Here is a 22,141-nt window from a genome sequence, read left to right on the forward strand (position 1 = left end):
GTCGTACGACTTGCATGTATTAGGCACGCCGCCAGCGTTCGTCCTGAGCCAGGATCAAACTCTCCGATAAAGTTGATAACCAATTATCAAAGGTTTATCAAAGGGTTGTTGCTCATGTATTGTTTCATTCGCTTGGCGTTTTGTTTAGTTTTCAAAGAACGATTTTTTATTCCGCCGCTCTCAATGGCGACTTTATTAATATAACATATCAGCAAACTGTGTGTCAACAACTTTTTTAGAGTTATTGGGTCGCTTTCTCGCAGCGACATTTCCTACTATACCATGCGTATTACTACTCGTCAACCATATTTTTTATTTTTGTTTTCGGCCGGAAAATACATGAAATAAAAGATGTCAGTATTCTGAGATTGAAGTTTCTTCACTTCTATAAGACTCATCTTAATTAGATGCTCAATTAAAGGAAATAGTTCAAATCCGTAATCTTTCAAATCAGGATGATTCATGATTTCAGAAATTGGCCAAAACGTATCTTTCGTTTTCATTACTTTCAATAAGTGGCGACCGCCGATTTCTGCATTCATGTTTAATGATACAGAATGAGCCAATAAAAGAAGTTCAATTCTTTTTTCAAGCGGTTCCTGGCTTCCTATAAGCTCAGCGTAAAGCTTATAAATTTCCGGCTTAATTTTTTTCACTTGATCCCATACTGTCACTTCAGGATATAACCCATATTCAAGAACAGCTATGCGTGCTAAGTGATGGAGTGCTTTCAAAATATGATGAAAAGCGTCCAAATATTGATTGGAGGCAAAAAGCTGTTTTCCTTCAGAAAATTGTACAATAAACTTCGCAAATTCAATGCCGATTTTTTTCTCGCGATCTTCCACAGGAAATTCAATCAATCGCGTTTTAATTTTTTTAACATAGTCGTCACGCTCATATTTCGTTTCACCACTTAAAAACCATTCAAGTATATGCCTGTTACTGGCTGCGAACAGCTGATCATTTATGCATTTATCACTAAAGGTGAATATACCTGTCTTTTTATTATGAATGTAATAATGTTTTACTAACCATGACGGGTGAAGATTTTCTACAATAATAAGAATGATGACATCAAATGAATATTTTATTAACTCCATTTGATCTGTTTCTTCTATTATTAAAATACCCAATGTGTCAGGATGGCCGATTCTTTCTTTATAAAGATTTGAGAAAACAGTTTCCATTGATGCTCCTCCATTCCTCTTCACTCGCGAATTGGACAGGATGATTAAGTGAGTATTTAAGAAGTTCAACAAGTTTTCGGTTTTTCCTTTTTTAAGCATTCAAAAAAATATGCTATACTCATTAAGAGCTTATACAGAAGCGGCAGGAGGAGCGAACAATGTCAATTAAATATTCAAACAAAATTAATAAAATAAGAACTTTCGCTTTGGCGTTAATTTTTATCGGCATCATTATCATGTATTTAGGAATTTTCTTTCGAACCTCAATGCTTGTCATGTCCATTTTTATGATATTAGGGTTCCTTGCCGTCTTATCCAGTGCGCTCGTCTATGCATGGATAGGAATGCTCTCGACGCGTGCTGTGCAAGTAACTTGTCCATCATGTAAAAAAGTGACGAAAATGCTGGGGCGGGTTGACGCATGCATGTACTGCAAAGAGCCGCTCACCCTTGATCCGGAGTTAGAAGGAAAGGAATTTGACGAAAAATACAACCGAAAAAAAGGATATTTAAAAAGCTGAGCTGCCATTATCTATTAGGCGCTCAGCTTTCTTCCTTTGACGAATAATAATTAATGTTTCGATGCCTTTTGGCAATCTGGACAAAGCCCGTAAACCTCCATACGATGGTTTCCAACCTTAAAGCCTGTAACGGATTCGGCGACTGACTCAATTTCATCCAAACCAGGGTAATGGAAGTCGCGAATATCGCCACAGTTTTCACAAATAATATGGTAGTGATTGGTTGTAACATAATCGAATCGGCTTGAAGAATCACCATATGTCAGTTCATTAACAAGTCCGACTTCTTTAAAGACGCGCAAATTGTTGTAGACTGTTGCGACACTCATATTCGGAAATTTACCTTCCAAAGCCTTATATATATCATCCGCTGTCGGATGTGACATGGAATCAATTAGAAATTCCAATATCGCATGACGTTGTGGAGTAATCCGCACTCCAGAGCTTTTAAGCTTGTCAACCGCTTCATTTAACACTGATGACATCGCCATGCACCTCTCTTTCTATAGACATTCTTTCTTTATAATGTTTATAATAAGTATACCTTTTTTGTTGAAAAGTTGCAATCATGGCATTAAACCACTAGGATGATTTGTTTAATATCCTTTCTTAAGATCGACTTGATTGATATAATTCCCATTACCGCTCCGATAAACCGATAAATTATGTTCGAAAATTTCAAAGACACGATCTTGGTAAGCCGGTGATACACCTGACACGTGAGGTGTAATGGTCACATTTTCCATAGACCATAATGGAGAGTTGTCATCAAGCGGTTCTTTTTTAAATACATCTAGAACAGCGTGAGCAATTTCTCCATTATGAAGCGCTTCGATTAAAGCATTTTCACAAACTGTCGATCCGCGGCCGATATTAATAAAAACAGCTTCTTTTTTCATGGCTTTAAATTGTTCTTTTCCAAACAAATTTTCCGTCGCCTTTGTCCCTGGTAAAACAGAAACAACAAAATCTGCTCTTGGCAATAAGTCTTTAAGCTGATCCCCACAAAACATTTCATCAAAGTTTTCTGCCTGTCTTCCACTACGGTTGTAGCCAAGTGTTGTCATGCGAAATGCTTTTGAAAGCCTAGCAATTTCTTTTCCAATTGCACCTGCCCCTATTACAGCAATCGTCTTCCCAGAAATTTCTTGCATTCTAACGCGATCCCACACTCGATTTTCCTGGTTTTTCAGTAAAACCGGCACTTTCCTATAGACATTCAACATATTTGCAATTGTATATTCGGCCATTGGAATCGCATGGATCCCGGAAGAATTTGTAAGAAGAATTTGTTTTTCTGCAATTTTTTCAAATGGCATGCGTTCAATTCCTGCTGACATGACCATAATCCATTTTAGATTATAGGCTTGTTCTATATGGCTGTCTGTAATGTCATTACCATACGTAAGAAGAACTTCTGCATCCTTTAGTTCTGGTTCAGCCTCTTCAATGTTTCTGCAAAAGACAAACTCAATTTCTGGATACTTTTCCTTAACATCTTTTTGAATCGAGCGTTTTATAAGATCAGATGAAACAATTTTCACGGGTAAGGCACCTCTTTTACGAAGATTTTATTTTTTACTGTATAAAAGAATAACTTTCGTAGCTATTTGTTAGAGGTTCATAGTGTAAGCGCGATATACCGAGACTAGCTCTGTGAGTGCTAAGCCTTCTGCCTTCGCCTTAAAAGGCTTGCCAATCGGCAAGTTTTCTTTAAAAAAGCGGCATCCATTGCTAAAATGAAAAAGAGCGCGAGCGAAAGCCCACGCTGACATTCCGAAAGAGGTATGATCTTACCATATCCTATGCCAGCGTTTTTCTTTCGTATAGACGATTGCCTTTAAAAAGTATACATAATTATAATTATAGTATTTTATTCTCCAATTGTTCCTTTTTTCCCTCTAAAAAAATGAAAAGTATAAGGAGGTATTTCATGAATAAGATGAATTCAGAAAAACTGCACGAAGAAGCACAAGACCATATCGTAGGAGGCGTCAACAGCCCATCACGTTCGTACAAAGCAGTAGGAGGCGGATCCCCAATCTATATGGAGCGGGCGAAAGGCGCTTACTTTTGGGATGTTGACGGCAATCAATACATCGATTACCTCGCGGCATATGGCCCAATCATTACCGGACATGCACATCCGCATATCACAAAAGCAATTAAACAAACAGCGGAAAATGGTGTACTGTATGGAACACCGACAAAACTGGAAAATGAATTTGCCAAAACATTAAAACAAGCAATTCCTTCATTGGAAAAAGTCCGCTTCACAAATTCGGGAACAGAAGCAGTCATGACGACCATTCGCGTCGCGAGAGCTTATACGGGAAGAGATAAAATTATAAAGTTCGCCGGTTGCTATCACGGCCACTCCGATCTCGTTCTCGTTGCGGCAGGCTCAGGTCCTTCAACCCTTGGAACGCCGGATTCCGCCGGTGTCCCAAAGTCAATTGCCCGCGATGTCATTACTGTGCCGTTTAATAATATCGAAGCATTTCGCGAAGCGCTTGAGCATTGGGGTAACGAAACAGCAGCTGTTCTCGTGGAGCCAATTGTCGGGAACTTCGGCATCGTACAACCTAAAAAAGGTTTCCTTGAAGAAGTGAATCGCCTTGCGCATGAATATGGGGCGCTTGTTATATACGATGAAGTGATTACCGGATTTCGGTTTACATACGGCAGTGCACAACAGATCCTAGGTATTGAGCCTGACATGACCGCCCTTGGAAAAATTATTGGCGGCGGATTGCCGATCGGAGCCTACGGTGGGAGAAAAGAAATTATGGAGCAGGTTGCACCGCTCGGACCTGCATACCAGGCAGGCACAATGGCGGGAAATCCACTATCAATGGCAGCAGGGCTCGCTTGTTTAGAAATTCTTGAAGATAAACATGTCTATCAAGAAATGGATCGGCTTGGAAAGAAACTAGAAGAAGGCTTGCTTTCCCTTGCCAGAGAAAATCATATTCCAATCACGATTAATCGTTTAAAGGGAGCGCTGACCGTCTTCTTTACAGATAAAGAAGTGACAAACTATGAAGAAGCTGAGCAAAGTGACAGCGAACAATTTGCAAAGTTTTTCAAACTGATGCTCAGCCAAGGAATCAACCTCGCCCCTTCTAAATACGAAGCGTGGTTTTTAACGACAGAGCATACGGATGAAGAGATCGAAAAAACATTGGAAGCAGCTGAATTTGCATTTGGCTCAATGTAATTCTTTATGCTTGCCAATTGCTGCAAATCACTGTATAGTACAGTCGATAGATGATGAGCTCACTACTTTTTGGAAAGGACTTTCTCATTCGAATGAAATTTGGCGCTCGAATTTTAAAAACTGGTATAGCGATTGCACTTTCCTTATATGTAGCCATGCTATTGCACTTAGAACCAGTAACATTTGCGGCAGTTTCGGCGGTGTTTGCGGTACAGCCGTCTGTTTATCGTTCTTACCAAACAATTATTGATCAGTTCCAAGCGAATATTATTGGGGCTGTTGTTGCGATTATTTTTGTGCTTACATTAGGTAACGAACCATTCATTATCGGAATTGCAGCCATGTTAATTATCGCAATTAGTATTAAGCTGAAAACGGAAAAAACCATTCCGCTTGCTATTGTCACTCTTATTCTTATTATGGAAACGACGAACGGGAATTTCTTCGAATTTTCCCTTTCTCGTTTAGCTGTTATTATGGTCGGCGTATTATGCTCATTTGTCGTGAACTTATTCTTTTTGCCTCCAAAACATGAAACGAAGCTCTTTCAAAAAATTACTACCACTACAGAATATATGACACAATGGATTCGCTTGATCAGCCGCCACGATGCGGAGCACTTAGCTTTAAAAGAAGATTTGACGAGGTTGAGAGAAGAAATCATCGAAATCAATCAACTTTACCTTCTATATAAAGAAGAAAGAGGCTATTTCAAAAAAAATGAATATACAAAAGGCCGGAAGCTCGTCTTATTTAGGCAAATGATCAACACATTGGAAAAAGCTCTAAATGTCCTTAGAAATTTGAATTTCCAAGAGCAAAAAATTCTTGACTTGCCTGATGAAATGCAGGAACTTCTAAGAGAACAACTTGACTACTTAACCCAATTCCATGAACGGACACTTTTAAAATACAGTGGAAAAGTCAGACATGAATCAAACGAAGAAATATTGTCAGAAATTGAAAAGGGAGAAAGTGCGTTAACCGAGCAATTCGTTACTTATAATGAAAAGAATACTCTTCCTAAAGAAGATTGGACAGAGCTTTTTCAAACAATTGGCCTTATTATCGGCTATAAAGACCATTTAAAACATCTCGATTTACTGATTGACAGCTTTTACACTTATCATCCCGATGAAACAGTGTTAAATGGGGAATAATAGTAAAACCAAAAAAAGCCTGCCTTTTCATCGATTGGAAAAGGCAGGCTTTTTACGTCATTTAAGAACGGGAACCTGTTCCGCTAGTAGAATTCACGGAATTGAATAATCTTTCCTTAGCTGCTACGTACTCGTTATATAGCTTATCAATAAGTGCCGCTGCATGAGTTACCTCATTAATTGCGCCAATACCTTGTCCGCATCCCCAAATATCCTTCCATGCCTTCTTCTTCCCTTCAGCAAAACTCATCTTAGATGGGTCACTTTCAGGCAGAGCGTTAGGATCAAGGCCTGCAGCCTTGATTGATGGCGCCAAATAATTTCCATGGACACCAGTGAAGAGATTGCTGTAAACAATATCATCAGATGTGCTTTCAACAATCATTTGCTTATAGCCATCCACAGCACGTGCTTCGTGAGTGGCAATAAACGGAGAGCCGATATAGGCAAAATCAGCTCCCATCGCTTGAGCAGCCAATATTCCGTCTCCAGTTGCGATGGATCCTGACAAAGCAAGCGGGCCATCAAACCATTGCCTGATTTCTTGAATTAAAGCAAACGGGCTTTTCGTTCCTGCATGGCCGCCCGCTCCTGCTGCTACTGCAATCAAACCATCTGCCCCTTTGTCAATTGCCTTGTGTGCAAACGTGTTATTGATCACGTCATGCAATACTGGTGCTCCATAGCTGTGTGCCGCATCATAGATTTCCTCGCGCGCGCCCAAAGAAGTAATAATAATCGGTACTTTGTATTTCACACATAGTTCCATATCATGCTCTAGCCGCTCATTGGACCTGTGCACGATTTGATTAATCGCAAACGGTGCTGCTGGCCGATCCGGGTTGCGCGCGTTGTAAGAAGCGAGCTCCTCCGTAATTTCCGCTAACCATTCGTCAAGCTGTGAAGCGGGTCTCGCATTTAACGCTGGCATCGATCCTACAATCCCTGCCTTGCATTGCTCAATGAGCAACTTGGGATTACTGATAATAAATAGCGGTGAACCGATGACAGGAAAGCGCAATCCTTTAAGTACTGTTGGAATGTTTGACATTTTTTATCCCCCATTCAATTATGTAATTTCACTTTTCTCCATATGCTCTTTCTTAATTTTTTTTAACTCTTGAAGTGTTTCTTCACACCAATCCAATACAGACTTTGTATAATGGATGGCAAATCTAAGCGCCATAAACTGATACCTTAATCGGTCGCCGTAATTGTCAATAATTGGGGTAAGCTATTTTTCCTCTTCTAAATATCCTTCATGTTTTTTCTGCATAGCAGCCTGAAATTGTTCTACATGGCGGATACTGACTTCAGGATCGGTATTGTGCGCAAAGAAGAGTTTTAGCAACAGTTCGATTCGCATCGGATAAATACCGGCAGGCTCACTCAGCCAGTTTACCAACTCATTACGGCCGGCTTCAGTTATCGTGTAAATGTTTCGCTTAGGCCTTCCTTCTTGTGACTCAGTGTGGCAAGTTGCTAAACCTTCCTCAACAAACTGCTTAAGAATTGGGTAGATTTGGGCAAACCCTTCACTCCAAAAGTTTGCTACTCCTTTTTCAAGATTTTTCTTAATGTCATACCCAGACATAGGCTTTAAGCTTAACATGCCCAGCACAGCATATCTGCTTTTATTTCTAGACATTTCAACCTCCTATATAATATATATATAAATAAAATATATATGTCAATAGACTTTTTTTAAACGAAAACACTTTGAAAGTTTTTAAGAATGAAAGATCCCTTGAGAATCTTTTTATTTTTCTATTTGATACAATAAGGATAAAAAATAGTTTCTTGAGGAGTGGCAGCCTATCTTTCTATCTGCTTTTATTACTTGCAGCATTGTCAGCCTGCTCTTTTTCTTGTTCGGGTATTTGATTTGGAAAAAGAAGATGCTTTTTTTAATCGCGGGCTATGATGAAGAGACATTTGTTGGAGATAAAGAAAAGTTAGCAAAAATGACAGGCATTTTTAGTATATTCATCGGTGTGATTACGTTCGTTCTACCATTTGGCCTTGAAACAATTGGTTCAATTAGCGGAATTGTTTATACCGTCATCATTCTAATCTCTACCATTATTTTTGTTATAAAAATAAATATGAAAAATTGATCCTGAAGGGTGTAGGGCAAACTTTATGGCTAAATGTATTGCCCAATTCATAATATTAAGAAAGTTGATTGCCTTCATGTAAGTTTAGATAATATATATTAAACAAATATTTACTGGTTCCAAAAGTAGCTAATTGCCATACTTATACCCAATAACGATAATTAAGACGTAGGCAATAAAAATGAAAGCAATAAGGTTTAAAATCAATAATACCCCTTTAGTCCAACCATTACCTTTGAATGCAAATATTGCTCCAGCCAAAGGTAATAAAACTAAGAATGCGACTTCTAATTTACCAAAAAAACCATAAAACAAAAGCCCTGGTCCCCAGCTGTACAACAAAACAAAAGAAATTAATAAAATAAGCGAGAATACACTATACTTATACATGAAATAAATGCCCTCCCCATTAACTAACACTTTAACATAGTATTCTGATTGTTAAGAATTTTACGTGGCCATTCTGATGATAAACTAATTGTTTGAGAAGAAAGAATTTGATACACAACAACTGGGAAATAAGTTTCATCACATTTATTGAAACTTAACTTCCTTGATTTTTTAAGGAGCAAAATCACCAAAATACTTATAAGCAATTAATACGGAAAGTGTAAGAAAAATATACAAGAATGCTATAAGGTTTAAAATTATTAATACCCATTTACTCCAGCCTTTAGACTTGAAAGCAAAAGCTGTTCCAAACAAGGGTAATAAGATTAATAAGACAACCTCTAATTTACCAAAAAAACCATAAAGCCAAAGACTTGGTCCCCTTATGCAGTAAATCAGAACATAACTAATTAAGAAAATAAATGAAATCACATTATACTTATACATTAAATAAATCCCCTCCCCAATAATTAACACTTTAACTTAATATTCTGATTGTTCAGAACTTTATCGTGGCCATTCTGATAATAAACTAATTGTTTCAGAAGAAAGAATTTGATACGCAACAACTGGGAAATAAGCTTCATAAACATCACATTTATTGATACTTAACTTTCTTGAGTTTTTAAGGAGCAAAATCACCAAAATACCTATATCCAATAACCATGATTAAGACCCAAGCAAAATAACAAAAGGCAATGAAGTTTAGGATCATTAATATCCATTTGCTCCAACCTTTACCTTTGAATGCGAAAATTGCTCCAATCAAAGGTAATACAAAGATTAAGATAAGCCCAAATGTGCTGCCAGCAACATAAAGATAAAGGTCTGTTATTCGGATAACCAAGATGAAAACTAATAGGAAAACAAACGCAAAAATATTATATTTATACATAGGTACCCCCAAGTTCTATTTTGCTACCATTCTAACACAAAATTCAGATAATTATGAATCTCGTTGTCATTTCTATAAGACAATAAAAAGATAATGTTAAAAAATAGAGAAAGAGGTAAATGAATTTGAAGAGAAAATACGGTTTAATGTCTATTATTTTGTGCATTTTAGGGTTGTTGTTGATTTACTTTAATTCATTAAGTCAAGAAGGTATAATAGGAGTTTACTTTTTTATTGGGATAATTTTTTGGATAGCAAGTATTGTGTTAGGCATTGGAGGAATTGCATTAAAGGAAAAAGGTTGTTTAAAGTACATGGGAATATTAATTATTTTTCTAATTCTTATAGGTTACGCGTTACTAATTATTCTGTTTGCCATTACGGGATTTGGTGCATAGAAAGCTTTTAAGTGCAAAGTATAGCATTAAATTAATTATTATCAAAAAGCAATATTTCTTGGTTTCTTGTTCATTGACGGACACATCACCGAAATATATTTAATTTTCTAAAAAGTGGTGAAGTGTATACTCGTATTATTTTATAAAGTACATACGCAAAATGAACCCTAAAGGTAAAGTCTTCAGGGTTCATTTTATTTGTGAGTGCGTTCCTCTCCAGTTAGCATAAATAGTCTTTATAACTATACTGTTGTTCTTCTTTCTTTAGGGTTAAAGTTTCTTTTAACTAGTCAGATTCACTAAAAATGTTATATAAATCAATTTTGAAATCAGTGAAAATATGCGATTCTATTGTGTCTGATTTACCAAATACACCATCTCTAGCAAACGTTTCGTCAGTCAGAATGAATTTTTCAATCGTTTCATTCACAGGATCAACAATCCAGTATTCTTTGACTTGAGCTTTTTCATAGAGGTTATATTTTCGCAATCTGTCGTGTTTTGCTGTAGCAGGTGATAAGATTTCAACAATTAGGTCTGGGCTGCCGTTGCAGCCTTTCTCGTCTAATTTATTTTTATCACAAATGACAGATACATCCGGTTGAACAACGTCTTTCACTTCATTATCAGCTTTATCTTCCGATAACAATCGAACGTCGAAAGGTGAAACGTAAACTTCGCATTCTTTATCTCTTAAATAATTTTGAAATTCCCAGAAAATCTTACCAAGAATTTTTTGATGTTGTCTCGAAGGGGCAGGTGGCATGTTGTACGGAATTCCATCGATTAATTCAATGCGTTCTTCTCCAGTCCAACATAGATAGTCTTTATAACTGTACTGTTTATCAGGGTAATTCATTGACATGCTCATCATTTTAACCCCTTTCAAACAAAGTTACCAACTTCATTATAACACTCTATACCTCCAGCTGTTGCACTTGAAAAAGATCATAGTAATTCCCGCGCTTTGCCATTAGTTGTGCATGGGTGCCGATTTCTTTAATCTCGCCGTGTTCAATTAGGACAATTCGGTCGGCATGAGTGATAGTAGAAAGGCGGTGAGCGACGATAAAGGTTGTTCTTGTTTTTGCTAGTTTTTCTAATGCCTCTTGAATTAAATGTTCACTTTCTAAATCAAGCGCTGAAGTTGCTTCATCAAAGATTAGGATTGGCGGATTTTTCAAAAAGACGCGCGCAATGGCAATCCGCTGTTTCTGTCCCCCGGAAAGCTTTACGCCTCGCTCTCCAACCGGCGTGTCATAGCCTTGCGGAAGTTCTTCGATAAATTCATGGGCATTGGCAGCCTTAGCTGCTTCAATCACTTCTTTATCTGTTGCATTCGGATTTCCCATTTTTATATTAAATTTCACTGATTCACTAAATAGGATGTTGTCTTGAAGGACCATCCCGATTTTGTCACGCAAACTTCTTGCTCGATAGGCACGGATATCTGTCCCATCAATTAATATCCTTCCATCAGTCACATCGTAAAAACGGGGAATTAGGCTAATAAGGGAGGATTTTCCTCCACCACTCATGCCGACAAGAGCAATCGTTTCTCCAGATTTGACATCAAGGGATATATTTTTCAACACTTCCATTTCATCTTCATTGTAAGAAAAAGAAACATCTTCAAAGGTTACGCGTCCCTTTACATTTCTCAATTCCACAGCATCCTCTGCATCCTGAATATCGTATTTCTCATCAACAAATTCAAAGACACGATCCATCGATGCAATGGATTGTGTAAGAGTTGTTGAGGAATTGACCAGCCTTCTAAGCGGATTATAAAGCCGATCCATATATGTCACAAAAGCAATCATGGAACCAATTGTTAATTGCCCATTAATAACGAAATAGGCCGCTGCAGCAATAACAAGCAGGGGAGCAATATCCGTTATCGTGTTAACGACAGCAAATGTCTTTGCATTCCAAATCGTATGGTCAATCGCTTTTTCCAAAAAATTCCTGTTCCGCTTTTCAAACTGGTTTTCTTCAAAATCTTCAAGGGCAAAGCTGCGGATCACCGGCATACCTTGTACACGTTCATGCAGATGGCCTTGCACTTCAGCTAATGCCTGGGATCTTTTTCTTGTCAGCATTCTCAGACGCTGGTAGAAAAATTTTACCGAAAAGCCATAGAATGGGAGCATACAAATGGCAACAAGCGTTAACCATACGTTCATTGTCAACATGATGGCGATGACAATAACAATCGTAAATAAATCGAGCCATACATTCATTAAACCCGTAATAACAAAGGTTTTTGTCTGTTCCACATCATTGATAACCCTTGATATAATTTCTCCAGCCTTATTATTTGAATAAAAACGGAGGCTCAGTTTTTGAATGTGTGAAAATAGCTGATTCCGAATATCGTATAATATTTTGCTGCCTGTCCATTGGGCAAAATATTGGCGGTAATATTCAATTGGCGGCCGTAAAACAAGGAACACGAGGAACGTTAATCCCATTAGCCAGATGGGCTGTTCAATCTTTTCAGCCTTTGTTAATTGTTCAGCTCCGATAATATCATCTGTTACATATTTTAAAATGAGTGGAATCAACAACGGGATTCCGAATTTTAAAATCCCAATAATAATGGTTACTACAATTTCTTTTTTATATGGTTTAACAAACGTTAAATAGCGGCGAATGCTGTCCAGGATCCATCACCTAACTTTCTAAAGGAACTTTCATGAATAATTGAAAAACCTGCTGAAGTTAAATCAACAGGTTTTTCACCGGTATAACAAGTATTGATCATACCACTCATCAACAAATGTTGCGGCAAACGGTCCTTTTCTTTGATTAATCCAATTCTTAATTTCGACAAGATTTTTTCTTAGAATACCATCAAGTATTTTTGGATAATTCATTTGGTTTGCATGTTCTTCATATTCATCTTCATCAAGCACTTCATACGTCATATCAGGAAAGACTTTCACATCAAGATCGTAATCAATATATTTTAATGCCTCTTCATCCCAAGTGAATGGCGTCCCCATATTGCAATAATAATAAATGCCATCATCCCGAATCATGCCAATCACATTAAACCAGTGGGATGCACTAAAATAACAAATGGCCGGTTCGCGCGTACGCCATTGCCGGCCGTCCGACTCTGTGACGAAAATCCGATCATTTCCGCAGATGACTTCTTGGGAATTTGCTGATAGGACAATTGATTCTTCCCATACGCGGTGAAGCGTGCCGTTGTGCTTATAACTTTGAATTTCGATTTTTGTCCCGCTTTTGGGAAACTCCATCACATGCTCCTTTCCACCGATTGCCGAACAACACTGCTTCCATTTCAATATTCTTCATTATATTTCTGCTATTTTATCGTTATTTATTATAACGCTTATTACTTGTAATTAAAAGAAGCACGCTTTTTTAGATGATTCCGTAAAAATACCCTTCATCTTTACGATAAAGGGCAGTGATTATTTTAATTATCATTCTAGAATTTAAGATTAATTAGCACTAGGCTCCTTTTCCAATTCCTCGAATAATATAGATGCTCCCATTTCAACTGTTTGTAAACCTTGAGCGCTCGCTAATTCGTAAACTTCCATAATTTCTTCCATTGTCGCACCAAATTTTAATGCCCGCTTCACATGTGCGCGTAAACCGAGCTCGTATAAATGTGTCGTTTGTGAATCAATGGCTATATAAATAAATTCTTTGATTTTAGGTTCTAATACACCATTTTTCCATGGAAAGCTTAACAGATCTAAGTAGGCTTCAAAATAATCTTCTTTCAAGGCAACAAGATTCTCCCTGAATTCATTCCAATAGCCCATCTCTTTGATAAAACGCTTCTTCAATTGAATTTGTTTTTCTGAAAGCGGCTCAAACGTCTTTTTCCTGCTATGCTCTGATTCTTCAACTAAAATCGGTACTCCTAATGCAGGAGTATGCATGCCAATGGCACTGGTTAATTCTAACACTTCCATAATCTCTTCTTTTGTCGCTCCAAGTTGTAATGCATTTCTTACATGAGTTCGTAATCCTGGCTCATATAAATGCGTCGATGAAGCATTAATAGCTATTGAAATAAGATCTTTAATTTTAGGATCCAACACACCTGATTTCCAAGGTATTGAAGTAAACTTTACATATGTTTCAAAAAAAGCTTCATCCAATATCAGCAACCGTTCTAAATTATCCGGCCAATGGCCTCTTCTTTCAATAAATTTCTTTTTTAATTCTTTTTGTTTTTCGGAGAGTTGTATCGACATAGAATCCCACCTTTATTATGATTAATGTGATAAATTTATTATTTAGCAAGCAATCCACCGTCTATAATGAATTCAGAACCTGTTGAATAACTCGATTCATCTGAAGCTAAATATAAAACCATGTTCGATACTTCCTCCGCACGGCCGATTCGATGCAGAGGAATAGCTCTTTCACGTTGTTCCAGTTCCTCCTGGTTTTTATAGACCAGGTCTGTGATCGCCGTTCTCACACTTCCAGGGTGTACCGAATTTACCCGAATATTATATTTGGCAAACTCAAGCGCTGCTGTTTTTGTCATTCCTCTTATTGCAAATTTCGATGCTGTATACGCGACTGTTTTTTCTCTGCTAATCAACCCCATGATCGAGGAGACATTCACGATCGATCCACCTTCTGCTTTTTTCATTGATGGCAAAACCGCTTTCATACCAAGAAAAACTGATACTTGATTCACATCTATTACTTGTCGATATTCTTCTTCCGACATTTCTTCAATCGTATTGCTTAAAGCAATTCCTGCATTATTGACAAGAATATTTACAGGTCCGAACGTTTTTTCTGTTTCCTGAATAACATGCTTCCACCTGGAAAGCATCGAGATATTTTGCTCGATAAATTTTGTATTATTCCCAAGTTCTTCCTCTAATGATAATCCTTCTTTTAAGAGGATATCGGTAAATACGACCTTGGCTCCTTCCGCAACAAATTTTCTTACATATGATTCGCCTAAACCGCCAGCCGCTCCTGTTATCACAGCAACTTTTCCATTGAGTCTGCCCACACTAAAAACCCCCAATAACTCTTAGATAAGGGCTGCCGGAAAGAAACCCTCATATCATTATTATTTTTTCTTTACCGGCATCTTCATGATTACATGCTGCTTCAAAAAAATTAACCAACCCAATTCTCAGGCACAGCTCCGACATTTCTACGGTAATATAACATCGGATCACTGTTTTTCTTATCTAAAGAAATAACTTCTCCTAAAAAGATTATGTGATCTCCCGCATCGATTTGTTCCACTTTTTCACACTCCAAAACACCAAAAACATCTTTTAAAATAGGAAGATTATTCAATGAAAATTCCCAGTCTACTTTTGCAAAACGATCTTTCTCTTTACTACTGGCAAAAACCCAGCAGGCATCCTGTTGATCACCTGCTAAAATATTAACCGCAAATCTTTGTGAGTTTTTAAAGCTCTCGATACTTCCCGACTCTTTACCGATGCACCATAATATCATTAAGGGTTCCAATGAAACCGATGTAAATGAATTAACGGTGAGGCCGATAGGCTTATTGTTTTCGTCTGTCGTCGTCATAATCGTAACCCCAGTCGGATAACTAGCCATAATTTCTCTGTATAATTTTTCCGTTTGTTCTTTAACCATCATGCATTCCTACTCCTTTCATCATGTTGTCACTAACAAGCAATATCGAATGTTATTGATAGTAAGCACTCTCTTAACCGTTGTTCACTCGGTAATAACTACTTACTTCATTCCAAAATTCTTCTAGTTTATTAACAAGGCCGCCACTTCCGAATCTTAGTTTAGAAGGCTGATTCAAACTAAAACGATAGGCGATGAAACTAAGAAAACTCAAAATTTCTTTTCTTCGGCTAATAATATTTTTTATCCCTTTCTCGTAAAACCAGCTATCAATTGTATTGTATACGCCACGATTAATGCCATACTTCTTTTCACACAGCTTTTGAAAGGAATGATCCGTATAATTCACAAGTTGATTTTCGTATTGCATGACTGATTCTCCTTTCAAACTGTCGTTACTTTTTAGCTTTTAGTATTTTTTGCATCGTACAAACTTCATTCGCTAAATTGTTAATTTTATCGAGTAATTCTTGTGAAATAATTTCATTTTTTTCGTTAAAATCTTTATTATGGGCAAATACGTATTCAGGTGCAACATATGAATGGAAATAGCCAGCAATTGGCTTCAGTTGATTTTCAATCATCAAATAATGCTGGTCATTTCCTCCTATCGCAATAAAACCCATAACTTTATGGCGAAAAGTTTCTGCTGGAACCAAATCCAATAAGTTCTTTAAAACTCCTGGAAAAGAACCGTGAAAAATAGGTGTCCCGACAATATAGCCATCTGCAGATGAAACGGTATCAATCAACTTTCTTGTATCTTCATTGTAAGAAGAAGGTTCGCGCCCATCACATAGTTCTATGTTGTACTGTTTTAAATCCAATAGCTCGGTTTCAATGTCAGGAATGCTTCTCCTCGCTTCCTCCAATACTTTTTGTGTAACAACCAATGTTTTTGAGCCTATAATTGTTCCAGATATCCCCAATAATTTCAAAATCGAACACTCCTTAGTAAACCGTACAAACGTAAATGTATTTCTATATGACAGGACGTCCAGAAACATAAATCACTTGCCCTGTTACATACTCAGCCTCGTCAGAAGCCAAAAATGTAATGACGTTGGCAACGTCCTCAGGGCGCCCTACCCGCTGTATCGGATTATTTTTTATAAAGGATTTTTTGAATTCGTCAAAATCGTCTATTCCCCTCATTTTTGCCGATATCCTTGATACTTCGCTCATATCCGTATCAATAAAACCTGGTGCAACAGCATTTACATTTATCCCAAATGGACCTAGTTCCATCGACAGTGCTTTTGTCATACCTTGAACGCCAGCTTTAGCTGATGAATAATTCACTCTTCCAAGGCTTCCTACGGCTGCCTGCGATGAAACCATTACGATTTTTCCGTAGTTTTGTTTTTTCATATATTTTTGCGCAGCTTGAGCACAGAGAAAACTTCCTTTAAGATTTACGTCAATAACTTGTTCCCAATCCTCTTCAGACAAATTATCAATCATACTGTCTTTAAGGATACCTGCATTATTTACGAGAATATCGATCTTACCCCATTGATCTACAACCGTTTCCATCTCTTTTTCTATTTGTTGACGATTTGTCACATCAACTTCGAGAGCGATTCCTTCACTGCCTGCATCTTTTATCTTTGCTAATGTTTCTTCTGCCGTTTCTGTGTTTCTATCAAAAATGGCCACTTTGGCTCCGCCTTTCGCTAATTTCAGAGCTGTAGCGGCTCCGATTCCCCGGGCTCCGCCAGTAACAATAGCAACTAGGTTTCTAAAATTTCCCAATGATTATCCTTCCTTTTTATTTTGAATTAAAGGAATCGCTCCTTAAACTTCTTGGTTATTAAACCATTCAATAGCTCCTTTTAGACCAAGCTCTTTAATTTTTTCACGGACTAGTTTTATCCCGTCTGCTGTATGGATAATGGCATCTTGTTCAGGTCCAAACATCAGTGTGTTTCGGAATCCTTGAGCTTCCATTACACGGTTATGCGCTTTTTTCTTAAGTTTCAGAATATCTAAAGGCGTTTTGGCAATGCCGCGGGCTATCTTCAGCGTCTCTTCTTCCAATTTATCTCCATCAAAACACTTTGCAGCAAACCCATACTCTGTTGCTTCCTTTCCGCTAATGCGGCTGCCTGCAGTTAAGTCAAGCATTTTTGCACGCTGCACTCCGATATGCCATCCCCAGTACATCCCTACAAATCCGCCGCCTAGTGGCAATGACGGGAATCCGAAAGTTGCATCTTTATCAGTAATAACCATATCGCAGCATGCAAGCAATTGTGTTCCGCCAGCCAGTGCATAGCCTTGAACTTGAGCAATGATTGGTTTCGGGAAGTCCCATATTCTTAACCAGCGTAGCGTAAAGACCTCTAACATATCCCTGTCTTCAGTAACGGTTTTATCAGCAGGCTTTCCAACGTCATACCCGACACTGAATGCCCTTCCTTTTCCTTTAATAATGACAACACTAATGCTGTCATCAGCCTCAACTTCATCAAGAGCTGCATCAAGTTCTTCAAATAATTCGTTGTTAAATGCATTCAATTTTTCCGGCCGGTTTAACGTTAAATAAGCAATCTTGCCTAATCTATCGACCAATACTAATTTTTCAGACATACTACTCACCTTTTTCAAAAATTTAGTAATTGCTGTTGTTTCTGAATAAAAATATCTCTCTACCTGTAACTAGCGAATTAATCTTCATCAAATTTTCTGCACCTACAATAACAGGTTTACTTTATTCTGAAACAACTTTCTAATAACGTAATGTTAACCATTAATAAGACAAGCAGGGAATCTATACTCAGTCTGTTGCAGTTTTTTCAATAATTAAATCCGATTCCCCCGCCTTTGTGTCATATAAACACAAAATTTTTCTTTTATTGATCCTAGAATGTCAAATCACCGCTCAACAAGCTTTTGGCAATCGTACGGCGGTGAATTTCTGAAGTGCCATCAGGAATTCTAAGAATTCTTGCAAGACGATATCCTTCCTCAAGGCCAAGTTCATTCGTCACACCTACTCCGCCATGAATTTGGATGGCTCGGTCGTAGACACGGCCCATCATTTCCGTACAGAAGGCTTTCACCATTGAAATTTCTTTACGCGGTTGTTTTTTAGTGTTTTCGATTTTCCATGCGCAGTTGAGTGCCATATTTCTGGCTGCATAAATGTCAATTGCACAGTCCGCCAACATTTGTTGTACCATTTGATGCTCGCCAATTTTCTTCCCGAAGGTTTCACGGATTTGTGAGTAATCCACTGCTTTTTTCAAGGCCCATTGTGCAGAACCGACACATTTCCCGCTCATGCCGAGACGTCCTGTGTTAATTCCGCTAATCGCTCTAGAAAATCCCATATGAAGCTCACCGACAATATTTTCTTGAGAAACACGCAAATTATCCAAACTTATAATGCCTGCTTCACCGCCTAAATCACCCATAACCGGAATCGCGGAGTCCACTGAAAACCCTTCAGAACTTGTTTCAACAAAGAAGCAAGTAATTCCGCCTTTTCTTCGCTCTTTCAACTCAGGTTCAGTTATCGCAAAAAGCAAGCAATAATCAGCATACGGTGCATTTGTAATCCATTGCTTTGTTCCATTGATCACCCATTCGGATCCGTCTTTTACCGCTTTCGTTTTTAAATTCCAGACGTCGGAACCAGCATCAGGTTCTGAAAGTGCAAAACAGAGTGTTTTTTCACCAGATCGAATACCATCGATGTATTTGCTTTTCAAATTGTCGTTCAAACCATTAAGCACTGGTGTCAAACCATTCGTAAACGGTGACGGGATAACGATCGGATGAATTAATTTATTATTCGGATAATGCTTATTCAAAAATTCTTGGACAAGCACAGCTGTGACCGGCCCAAATTCTTCCCCGCCAAGCTCCTTCGCACCAAACATGTTGTAAAAACCGGCTCTAGCAGATTCCATCCGCACTTCTTTTCTTAATTCCTCTACCTCTGGAGCATGGCGGCCATCTTCTGTAAAATACTTTCTCGGATTCGTTAATAACTCTTCATTTTTTTCTTCAAGCGGGATAACCTTTTTTTCAATAAATTGTTTTAAACCGTTAATAATTTCTTGTGTATCTTCAGGTATATTAAAATCCATAATTTATCTCTCCCTTAATCATGTTTATTGTCTAATTGCTATTTTTTTAATGTGATTAGTGCATCGGCAACTTTGACGCCTTTTCCTTTTTCAAATACCATAATTGGGTTTAAATCAAGCTCTTGAATGGAATCTTCAGCGTTTGCAATAAATTGGCTGAAATTCGAAATTAAATTACATAACGCTTTCACATCGTATGGCTGCTTTCCCCTGGCTCCTTTTAATAAACTGCTTCCCCGAAGTTCATTTACCATTCGTTCCGCTTCTTCTACAGAAACAGGAGCTTTGCGTATTGCAGCATCTTTTAAAATTTCAATATAAATGCCACCCATGCCTACAAGAATGACTTGGCCGAAAACAGGGTCGCTTTTCGAACCGATAAACATCTCCACAGAGTCGTCCGTTAACATTTCCTGGATCAATACGCCGTCAAACTGAGCATCCTGGATGTTGTCCACTTTGTTTTTTAATATTTGAAACGTTTGTTCAACATCTTTTTCATTATCAATATTCAAATAGACCAAGCCTTCATCTGTTTTGTGAAGAATTTCAGGGGACATTCCTTTCATCGCAATTGGAAAGCCAACTTCTTTCGCAAGTATAACCGCTTCTTCTGGTGAAGTTGCCAGCCTCTCTTTCGTTACTGGAATGTCATATTGTTGAATTAATTTCTTCCCCTCATATTCAGTCAGAACGGAAGATTGGCTGGAAATTGAAATTGTTTGTTTAAGTTTTTTTTCAGACTCGTCTAGCTTTCGATTGAAATGCTCCCGGTAAAAGTTTAACGCTTTCAACATATTCACAGCCCGCGTCGGATCATCTGAAAGAACGAGTCCATTATCTATAATTGTTTTTTTAGATTCCTCTGTATTTAATGTAACGGTGATTAGCGGAATATCTTTATATTTGTTAGAGATGTCTTTTAACGTCAAAATTCTTTTCTCCAAAACTTCAGGCATCAAGCCTGTAAATGCTAAAAAGACAATTGTTGAATCGTATTTACCACTGCCGAGTACAGTATCTATGAAATCATCTAGTAAATTAGGGATAGCATTTAGTTGTGCTGTCGTATCAATCGGGTTTTTAACGCCAGCAATAGGCAGCATTTCTTTTAGTTTTTCTTGGACATCTTGAGGTGTTTCCGGAACAGACAAATGACGTTCGGATAATTGATCTGCCAACATAATGCCTACTCCACCAGATACCGTGAAAATAGCAACTCGATCACCTTTTGGAATTGGAAGCTCTGCACTTGCATAAGCCACATCGAGGAATTCTTCGATTGTTTCAGCCCGGTATACCCCATACTGCTCAAATATCGCGTCATAGACATCATCTGAGCCAGCTAAAGATCCAGTATGGGACAACGCCGCTTTCTTACCAACATTTGTCGTTCCTACTTTCAACGCAACGACCGGTTTGTTATTTTCAGCGGCAAGCTTAAACGCATTAATTAATTTTTCACCATCTTTTGCGCCCTCAATATAGCAGGCAATTACTTCAGTTTCATTGTCTTGTGCAAGATAGGCAATACAATCGGCTACATCTACATCGCTTTCATTTCCAGTAGCGATAAAATGGCTTAACCCAATGTGATTTTGCCTTGCTAACGTGTAAACATGAGAACCAAAAGCTCCGCTTTGGCTGACGAAGCCGATTTTACCTTTTATCAGCGTCTGCTTTTCAAGAATCGTTGAAAAAGTGGCATAGACTCCTTTATTCACATTAAACATACCTAAACAGTTAGGTCCAAGCACTCTTACATTATGTTTTTTTGCAATGGATGTTATCTCTTCCTGCTGTTGTTTGCCTTCTTCATCCACTTCTCCGAAACCTGCGCTGAAAATGACAACAGAACGCACGCCGTTTTCCGCACATTCCTTGAATTTATCGAGAACTAAGTTTTTCGGTAAAGAGATGATAGCCAAATCAATCGTTTGGTTAATCTCTGCTATGCTTCCATAACATTTCAGTCCGGTAATCACATCATATTTTGGGTTGATTGGGAAAATTGAACCTTTGTAGTTATTTTTTTGCAAATACGCTAAAGGGCGTCCACCAATTCGCTTCTCATCGGGAGTCGCGCCAATAATAGCTATGCTCTCCGGATTAAAAAGTGCATCTAATGTACTCTCTTTAATAGCCATTCAATTTCCTTTCTCCTTTTCTATTTTTTTAGAAAACAAGTAAACCGTTTCACTCCTTCATGAAATACTTGAATTCAATATATTTTTTTGTTACTCAATCTTTTTTATTTGCAACTTTTATGCCAACTTTTTAAAAAGGAAGTTTTTTAAAAGTTCCCCCTTTTGTCGCAACTTTTTCTTCTTAAAAATCTTTCTATACAAGAAATTTTCCGTTTCTCTTAATTGAAACAGTTTTACTATTGAAACATTTATTTCATCAATTTAATTCCGTTATATAACGGTTTCCGTCAAAGGATCTCTATTTTTTCTTTTGATATGAAAATAATATCTACTTGAAAACACAATGTCTTGATTTGTCAAGTACCCGGAAAC

Annotated in this window: 24 protein-coding genes, 1 rRNA gene and 1 pseudogene; 5 read left to right on the plus strand and 21 right to left on the minus strand. The window is 37.8% G+C overall.

Going from position 1 to position 22,141, the window contains the following annotated elements:
* Together DCC39_RS19310 and DCC39_RS16035 are read right to left on the minus strand one after the other, a co-directional pair.
* Window positions 1-70, minus strand: a 16S ribosomal RNA gene (locus DCC39_RS19310); the annotation flags it as partial.
* Window positions 71-299: 229 nt separating this feature from the next.
* A complete protein-coding gene (locus DCC39_RS16035; protein ID WP_165820911.1) occupies window positions 300-1,190 on the minus strand; it encodes a nucleotidyltransferase-like protein in 891 nt (296 codons plus the stop codon).
* Between the two features lie 158 nt (window positions 1,191-1,348).
* Between DCC39_RS16035 and DCC39_RS16040 the strand changes: the two genes are divergently transcribed.
* The gene (locus tag DCC39_RS16040; RefSeq protein WP_116555916.1) at window positions 1,349-1,711 is read left to right on the plus strand and encodes a YgzB family protein; all 363 of its coding nucleotides are present in this window, start codon (window positions 1,349-1,351) and stop codon (window positions 1,709-1,711) included.
* Window positions 1,712-1,761: 50 nt separating this feature from the next.
* Here DCC39_RS16040 and perR read toward each other — a convergent pair whose 3' ends face one another.
* Both perR and DCC39_RS16050 read right to left on the minus strand, forming a co-directional pair.
* A complete protein-coding gene (perR, locus tag DCC39_RS16045) occupies window positions 1,762-2,202 on the minus strand; it encodes a peroxide-responsive transcriptional repressor PerR (RefSeq protein ID WP_116555917.1) in 441 nt (146 codons plus the stop codon).
* 105 nt (window positions 2,203-2,307) lie between these two features.
* Window positions 2,308-3,255, minus strand: a complete 948-nt coding sequence (locus DCC39_RS16050) for a D-2-hydroxyacid dehydrogenase (RefSeq protein ID WP_116555918.1) — start codon at window positions 3,253-3,255, stop codon at window positions 2,308-2,310.
* Between the two features lie 389 nt (window positions 3,256-3,644).
* Between DCC39_RS16050 and DCC39_RS16055 the strand changes: the two genes are divergently transcribed.
* A complete protein-coding gene (locus tag DCC39_RS16055) occupies window positions 3,645-4,931 on the plus strand; it encodes a glutamate-1-semialdehyde 2,1-aminomutase (protein ID WP_116555919.1) in 1,287 nt (428 codons plus the stop codon).
* 92 nt (window positions 4,932-5,023) lie between these two features.
* Entirely contained in the window at window positions 5,024-6,091 is a 1,068-nt protein-coding gene (locus tag DCC39_RS16060; RefSeq protein ID WP_116555920.1) for an aromatic acid exporter family protein, read from the plus strand.
* Window positions 6,092-6,152: 61 nt separating this feature from the next.
* Here the strand turns inward: DCC39_RS16060 and DCC39_RS16065 are convergent, their stop codons facing one another.
* Both DCC39_RS16065 and DCC39_RS16075 read right to left on the minus strand, forming a co-directional pair.
* A complete protein-coding gene (locus DCC39_RS16065) occupies window positions 6,153-7,142 on the minus strand; it encodes an NAD(P)H-dependent flavin oxidoreductase (protein ID WP_116555921.1) in 990 nt (329 codons plus the stop codon).
* Window positions 7,143-7,160: 18 nt separating this feature from the next.
* Window positions 7,161-7,739: pseudogene (locus DCC39_RS16075) on the minus strand (PadR family transcriptional regulator).
* Window positions 7,740-7,908: 169 nt separating this feature from the next.
* Here DCC39_RS16075 and DCC39_RS16080 point away from each other — a divergent pair.
* On the plus strand, window positions 7,909-8,208 hold the full coding sequence (locus DCC39_RS16080; protein WP_407071868.1) for a DUF3784 domain-containing protein: 300 nt from the start codon (window positions 7,909-7,911) through the stop codon (window positions 8,206-8,208).
* A gap of 129 nt (window positions 8,209-8,337) precedes the next feature.
* Here the strand turns inward: DCC39_RS16080 and DCC39_RS16085 are convergent, their stop codons facing one another.
* The 3 genes from DCC39_RS16085 to DCC39_RS16095 all read right to left on the minus strand — a co-directional run bounded on the left by DCC39_RS16085 (window position 8,338) and on the right by DCC39_RS16095 (window position 9,493).
* Window positions 8,338-8,598, minus strand: coding sequence for a hypothetical protein (locus DCC39_RS16085; RefSeq protein WP_116555925.1), 261 nt, complete (start codon window positions 8,596-8,598; stop codon window positions 8,338-8,340).
* Window positions 8,599-8,769: 171 nt separating this feature from the next.
* The gene (locus tag DCC39_RS16090) at window positions 8,770-9,045 is read right to left on the minus strand and encodes a hypothetical protein (protein WP_116555926.1); all 276 of its coding nucleotides are present in this window, start codon (window positions 9,043-9,045) and stop codon (window positions 8,770-8,772) included.
* A gap of 178 nt (window positions 9,046-9,223) precedes the next feature.
* Window positions 9,224-9,493, minus strand: a complete 270-nt coding sequence (locus DCC39_RS16095; protein ID WP_116555927.1) for a hypothetical protein — start codon at window positions 9,491-9,493, stop codon at window positions 9,224-9,226.
* Window positions 9,494-9,618: 125 nt separating this feature from the next.
* Here DCC39_RS16095 and DCC39_RS16100 point away from each other — a divergent pair, with 125 nt between their 5' ends.
* Complete coding sequence (locus DCC39_RS16100) at window positions 9,619-9,891, plus strand: hypothetical protein (RefSeq protein WP_116555928.1); 273 nt, start codon at window positions 9,619-9,621, stop codon at window positions 9,889-9,891.
* A 286-nt stretch (window positions 9,892-10,177) separates the two neighbouring features.
* Here the strand turns inward: DCC39_RS16100 and DCC39_RS16105 are convergent, their stop codons facing one another.
* The 12 genes from DCC39_RS16105 to DCC39_RS16160 all read right to left on the minus strand — a co-directional run bounded on the left by DCC39_RS16105 (window position 10,178) and on the right by DCC39_RS16160 (window position 21,769).
* Window positions 10,178-10,762, minus strand: coding sequence for a Uma2 family endonuclease (locus tag DCC39_RS16105; RefSeq protein ID WP_240613676.1), 585 nt, complete (start codon window positions 10,760-10,762; stop codon window positions 10,178-10,180).
* Window positions 10,763-10,808: 46 nt separating this feature from the next.
* Window positions 10,809-12,557, minus strand: coding sequence for an ABC transporter ATP-binding protein (locus DCC39_RS16110; RefSeq protein ID WP_116555929.1), 1,749 nt, complete (start codon window positions 12,555-12,557; stop codon window positions 10,809-10,811).
* 75 nt (window positions 12,558-12,632) lie between these two features.
* Window positions 12,633-13,160 (minus strand): nucleoside tri-diphosphate phosphatase, encoded by a 528-nt coding sequence (gene ntdP / locus DCC39_RS16115; RefSeq protein WP_116555930.1) that lies wholly within the window; start codon window positions 13,158-13,160, stop codon window positions 12,633-12,635.
* 207 nt (window positions 13,161-13,367) lie between these two features.
* On the minus strand, window positions 13,368-14,135 hold the full coding sequence (locus tag DCC39_RS16120) for a carboxymuconolactone decarboxylase family protein (RefSeq protein WP_116555931.1): 768 nt from the start codon (window positions 14,133-14,135) through the stop codon (window positions 13,368-13,370).
* Window positions 14,136-14,173: 38 nt separating this feature from the next.
* Window positions 14,174-14,917 (minus strand): glucose 1-dehydrogenase, encoded by a 744-nt coding sequence (locus DCC39_RS16125; protein ID WP_116555932.1) that lies wholly within the window; start codon window positions 14,915-14,917, stop codon window positions 14,174-14,176.
* 110 nt (window positions 14,918-15,027) lie between these two features.
* Window positions 15,028-15,528, minus strand: coding sequence for a flavin reductase family protein (locus DCC39_RS16130; RefSeq protein WP_116555933.1), 501 nt, complete (start codon window positions 15,526-15,528; stop codon window positions 15,028-15,030).
* 70 nt (window positions 15,529-15,598) lie between these two features.
* Window positions 15,599-15,895, minus strand: coding sequence for a hypothetical protein (locus tag DCC39_RS16135; protein WP_116555934.1), 297 nt, complete (start codon window positions 15,893-15,895; stop codon window positions 15,599-15,601).
* 25 nt (window positions 15,896-15,920) lie between these two features.
* Window positions 15,921-16,463: an NADPH-dependent FMN reductase gene (locus DCC39_RS16140; protein ID WP_116555935.1), complete on the minus strand. Its 543-nt coding sequence runs from the start codon at window positions 16,461-16,463 to the stop codon at window positions 15,921-15,923.
* Between the two features lie 43 nt (window positions 16,464-16,506).
* Window positions 16,507-17,280 carry an SDR family NAD(P)-dependent oxidoreductase gene (locus DCC39_RS16145; protein ID WP_116555936.1) on the minus strand — a complete coding sequence of 258 codons (774 nt, stop codon included), beginning with the start codon at window positions 17,278-17,280 and terminating at the stop codon, window positions 16,507-16,509.
* Between the two features lie 42 nt (window positions 17,281-17,322).
* Window positions 17,323-18,117: an enoyl-CoA hydratase-related protein gene (locus tag DCC39_RS16150; protein ID WP_116555937.1), complete on the minus strand. Its 795-nt coding sequence runs from the start codon at window positions 18,115-18,117 to the stop codon at window positions 17,323-17,325.
* A gap of 272 nt (window positions 18,118-18,389) precedes the next feature.
* Window positions 18,390-19,622: an acyl-CoA dehydrogenase family protein gene (locus DCC39_RS16155; protein ID WP_116555938.1), complete on the minus strand. Its 1,233-nt coding sequence runs from the start codon at window positions 19,620-19,622 to the stop codon at window positions 18,390-18,392.
* A 38-nt stretch (window positions 19,623-19,660) separates the two neighbouring features.
* Complete coding sequence (locus DCC39_RS16160; RefSeq protein WP_116555939.1) at window positions 19,661-21,769, minus strand: acetate--CoA ligase family protein; 2,109 nt, start codon at window positions 21,767-21,769, stop codon at window positions 19,661-19,663.
* Window positions 21,770-22,141: the final 372 nt, after the last annotated feature.

Origin of the sequence: Pueribacillus theae (assembly GCF_003097615.1) — a bacterium.
Lineage (GTDB): Bacteria > Bacillota > Bacilli > Bacillales > UBA6769 > Pueribacillus > Pueribacillus theae.

Bases quoted from the DNA above. Each gene is read 5' to 3' on its own strand.
- DCC39_RS16150 (WP_116555937.1), bottom strand. From the start codon at position 18,117: ATGTCTGAAAAATTAGTATTGGTCGATAGATTAGGCAAGATTGCTTAT.
- DCC39_RS16105 (WP_240613676.1), bottom strand. From the start codon at position 10,762: ATGAGCATGTCAATGAATTACCCTGATAAACAGTACAGTTATAAAGAC.
- DCC39_RS16160 (WP_116555939.1), bottom strand. From the start codon at position 21,769: ATGGCTATTAAAGAGAGTACATTAGATGCACTTTTTAATCCGGAGAGC.
- DCC39_RS16060 (WP_116555920.1), top strand. From the start codon at position 5,024: ATGAAATTTGGCGCTCGAATTTTAAAAACTGGTATAGCGATTGCACTT.
- DCC39_RS16135 (WP_116555934.1), bottom strand. From the start codon at position 15,895: ATGCAATACGAAAATCAACTTGTGAATTATACGGATCATTCCTTTCAA.
- DCC39_RS16040 (WP_116555916.1), top strand. From the start codon at position 1,349: ATGTCAATTAAATATTCAAACAAAATTAATAAAATAAGAACTTTCGCT.
- DCC39_RS16065 (WP_116555921.1), bottom strand. From the start codon at position 7,142: ATGTCAAACATTCCAACAGTACTTAAAGGATTGCGCTTTCCTGTCATC.
- DCC39_RS16085 (WP_116555925.1), bottom strand. From the start codon at position 8,598: ATGTATAAGTATAGTGTATTCTCGCTTATTTTATTAATTTCTTTTGTT.
- perR (WP_116555917.1), bottom strand. From the start codon at position 2,202: ATGGCGATGTCATCAGTGTTAAATGAAGCGGTTGACAAGCTTAAAAGC.
- DCC39_RS16120 (WP_116555931.1), bottom strand. From the start codon at position 14,135: ATGTCGATACAACTCTCCGAAAAACAAAAAGAATTAAAAAAGAAATTT.
- DCC39_RS16155 (WP_116555938.1), bottom strand. From the start codon at position 19,622: ATGGATTTTAATATACCTGAAGATACACAAGAAATTATTAACGGTTTA.
- DCC39_RS16035 (WP_165820911.1), bottom strand. From the start codon at position 1,190: ATGGAAACTGTTTTCTCAAATCTTTATAAAGAAAGAATCGGCCATCCT.
- DCC39_RS16090 (WP_116555926.1), bottom strand. From the start codon at position 9,045: ATGTATAAGTATAATGTGATTTCATTTATTTTCTTAATTAGTTATGTT.
- ntdP (WP_116555930.1), bottom strand. From the start codon at position 13,160: ATGGAGTTTCCCAAAAGCGGGACAAAAATCGAAATTCAAAGTTATAAG.
- DCC39_RS16095 (WP_116555927.1), bottom strand. From the start codon at position 9,493: ATGTATAAATATAATATTTTTGCGTTTGTTTTCCTATTAGTTTTCATC.
- DCC39_RS16055 (WP_116555919.1), top strand. From the start codon at position 3,645: ATGAATAAGATGAATTCAGAAAAACTGCACGAAGAAGCACAAGACCAT.
- DCC39_RS16130 (WP_116555933.1), bottom strand. From the start codon at position 15,528: ATGATGGTTAAAGAACAAACGGAAAAATTATACAGAGAAATTATGGCT.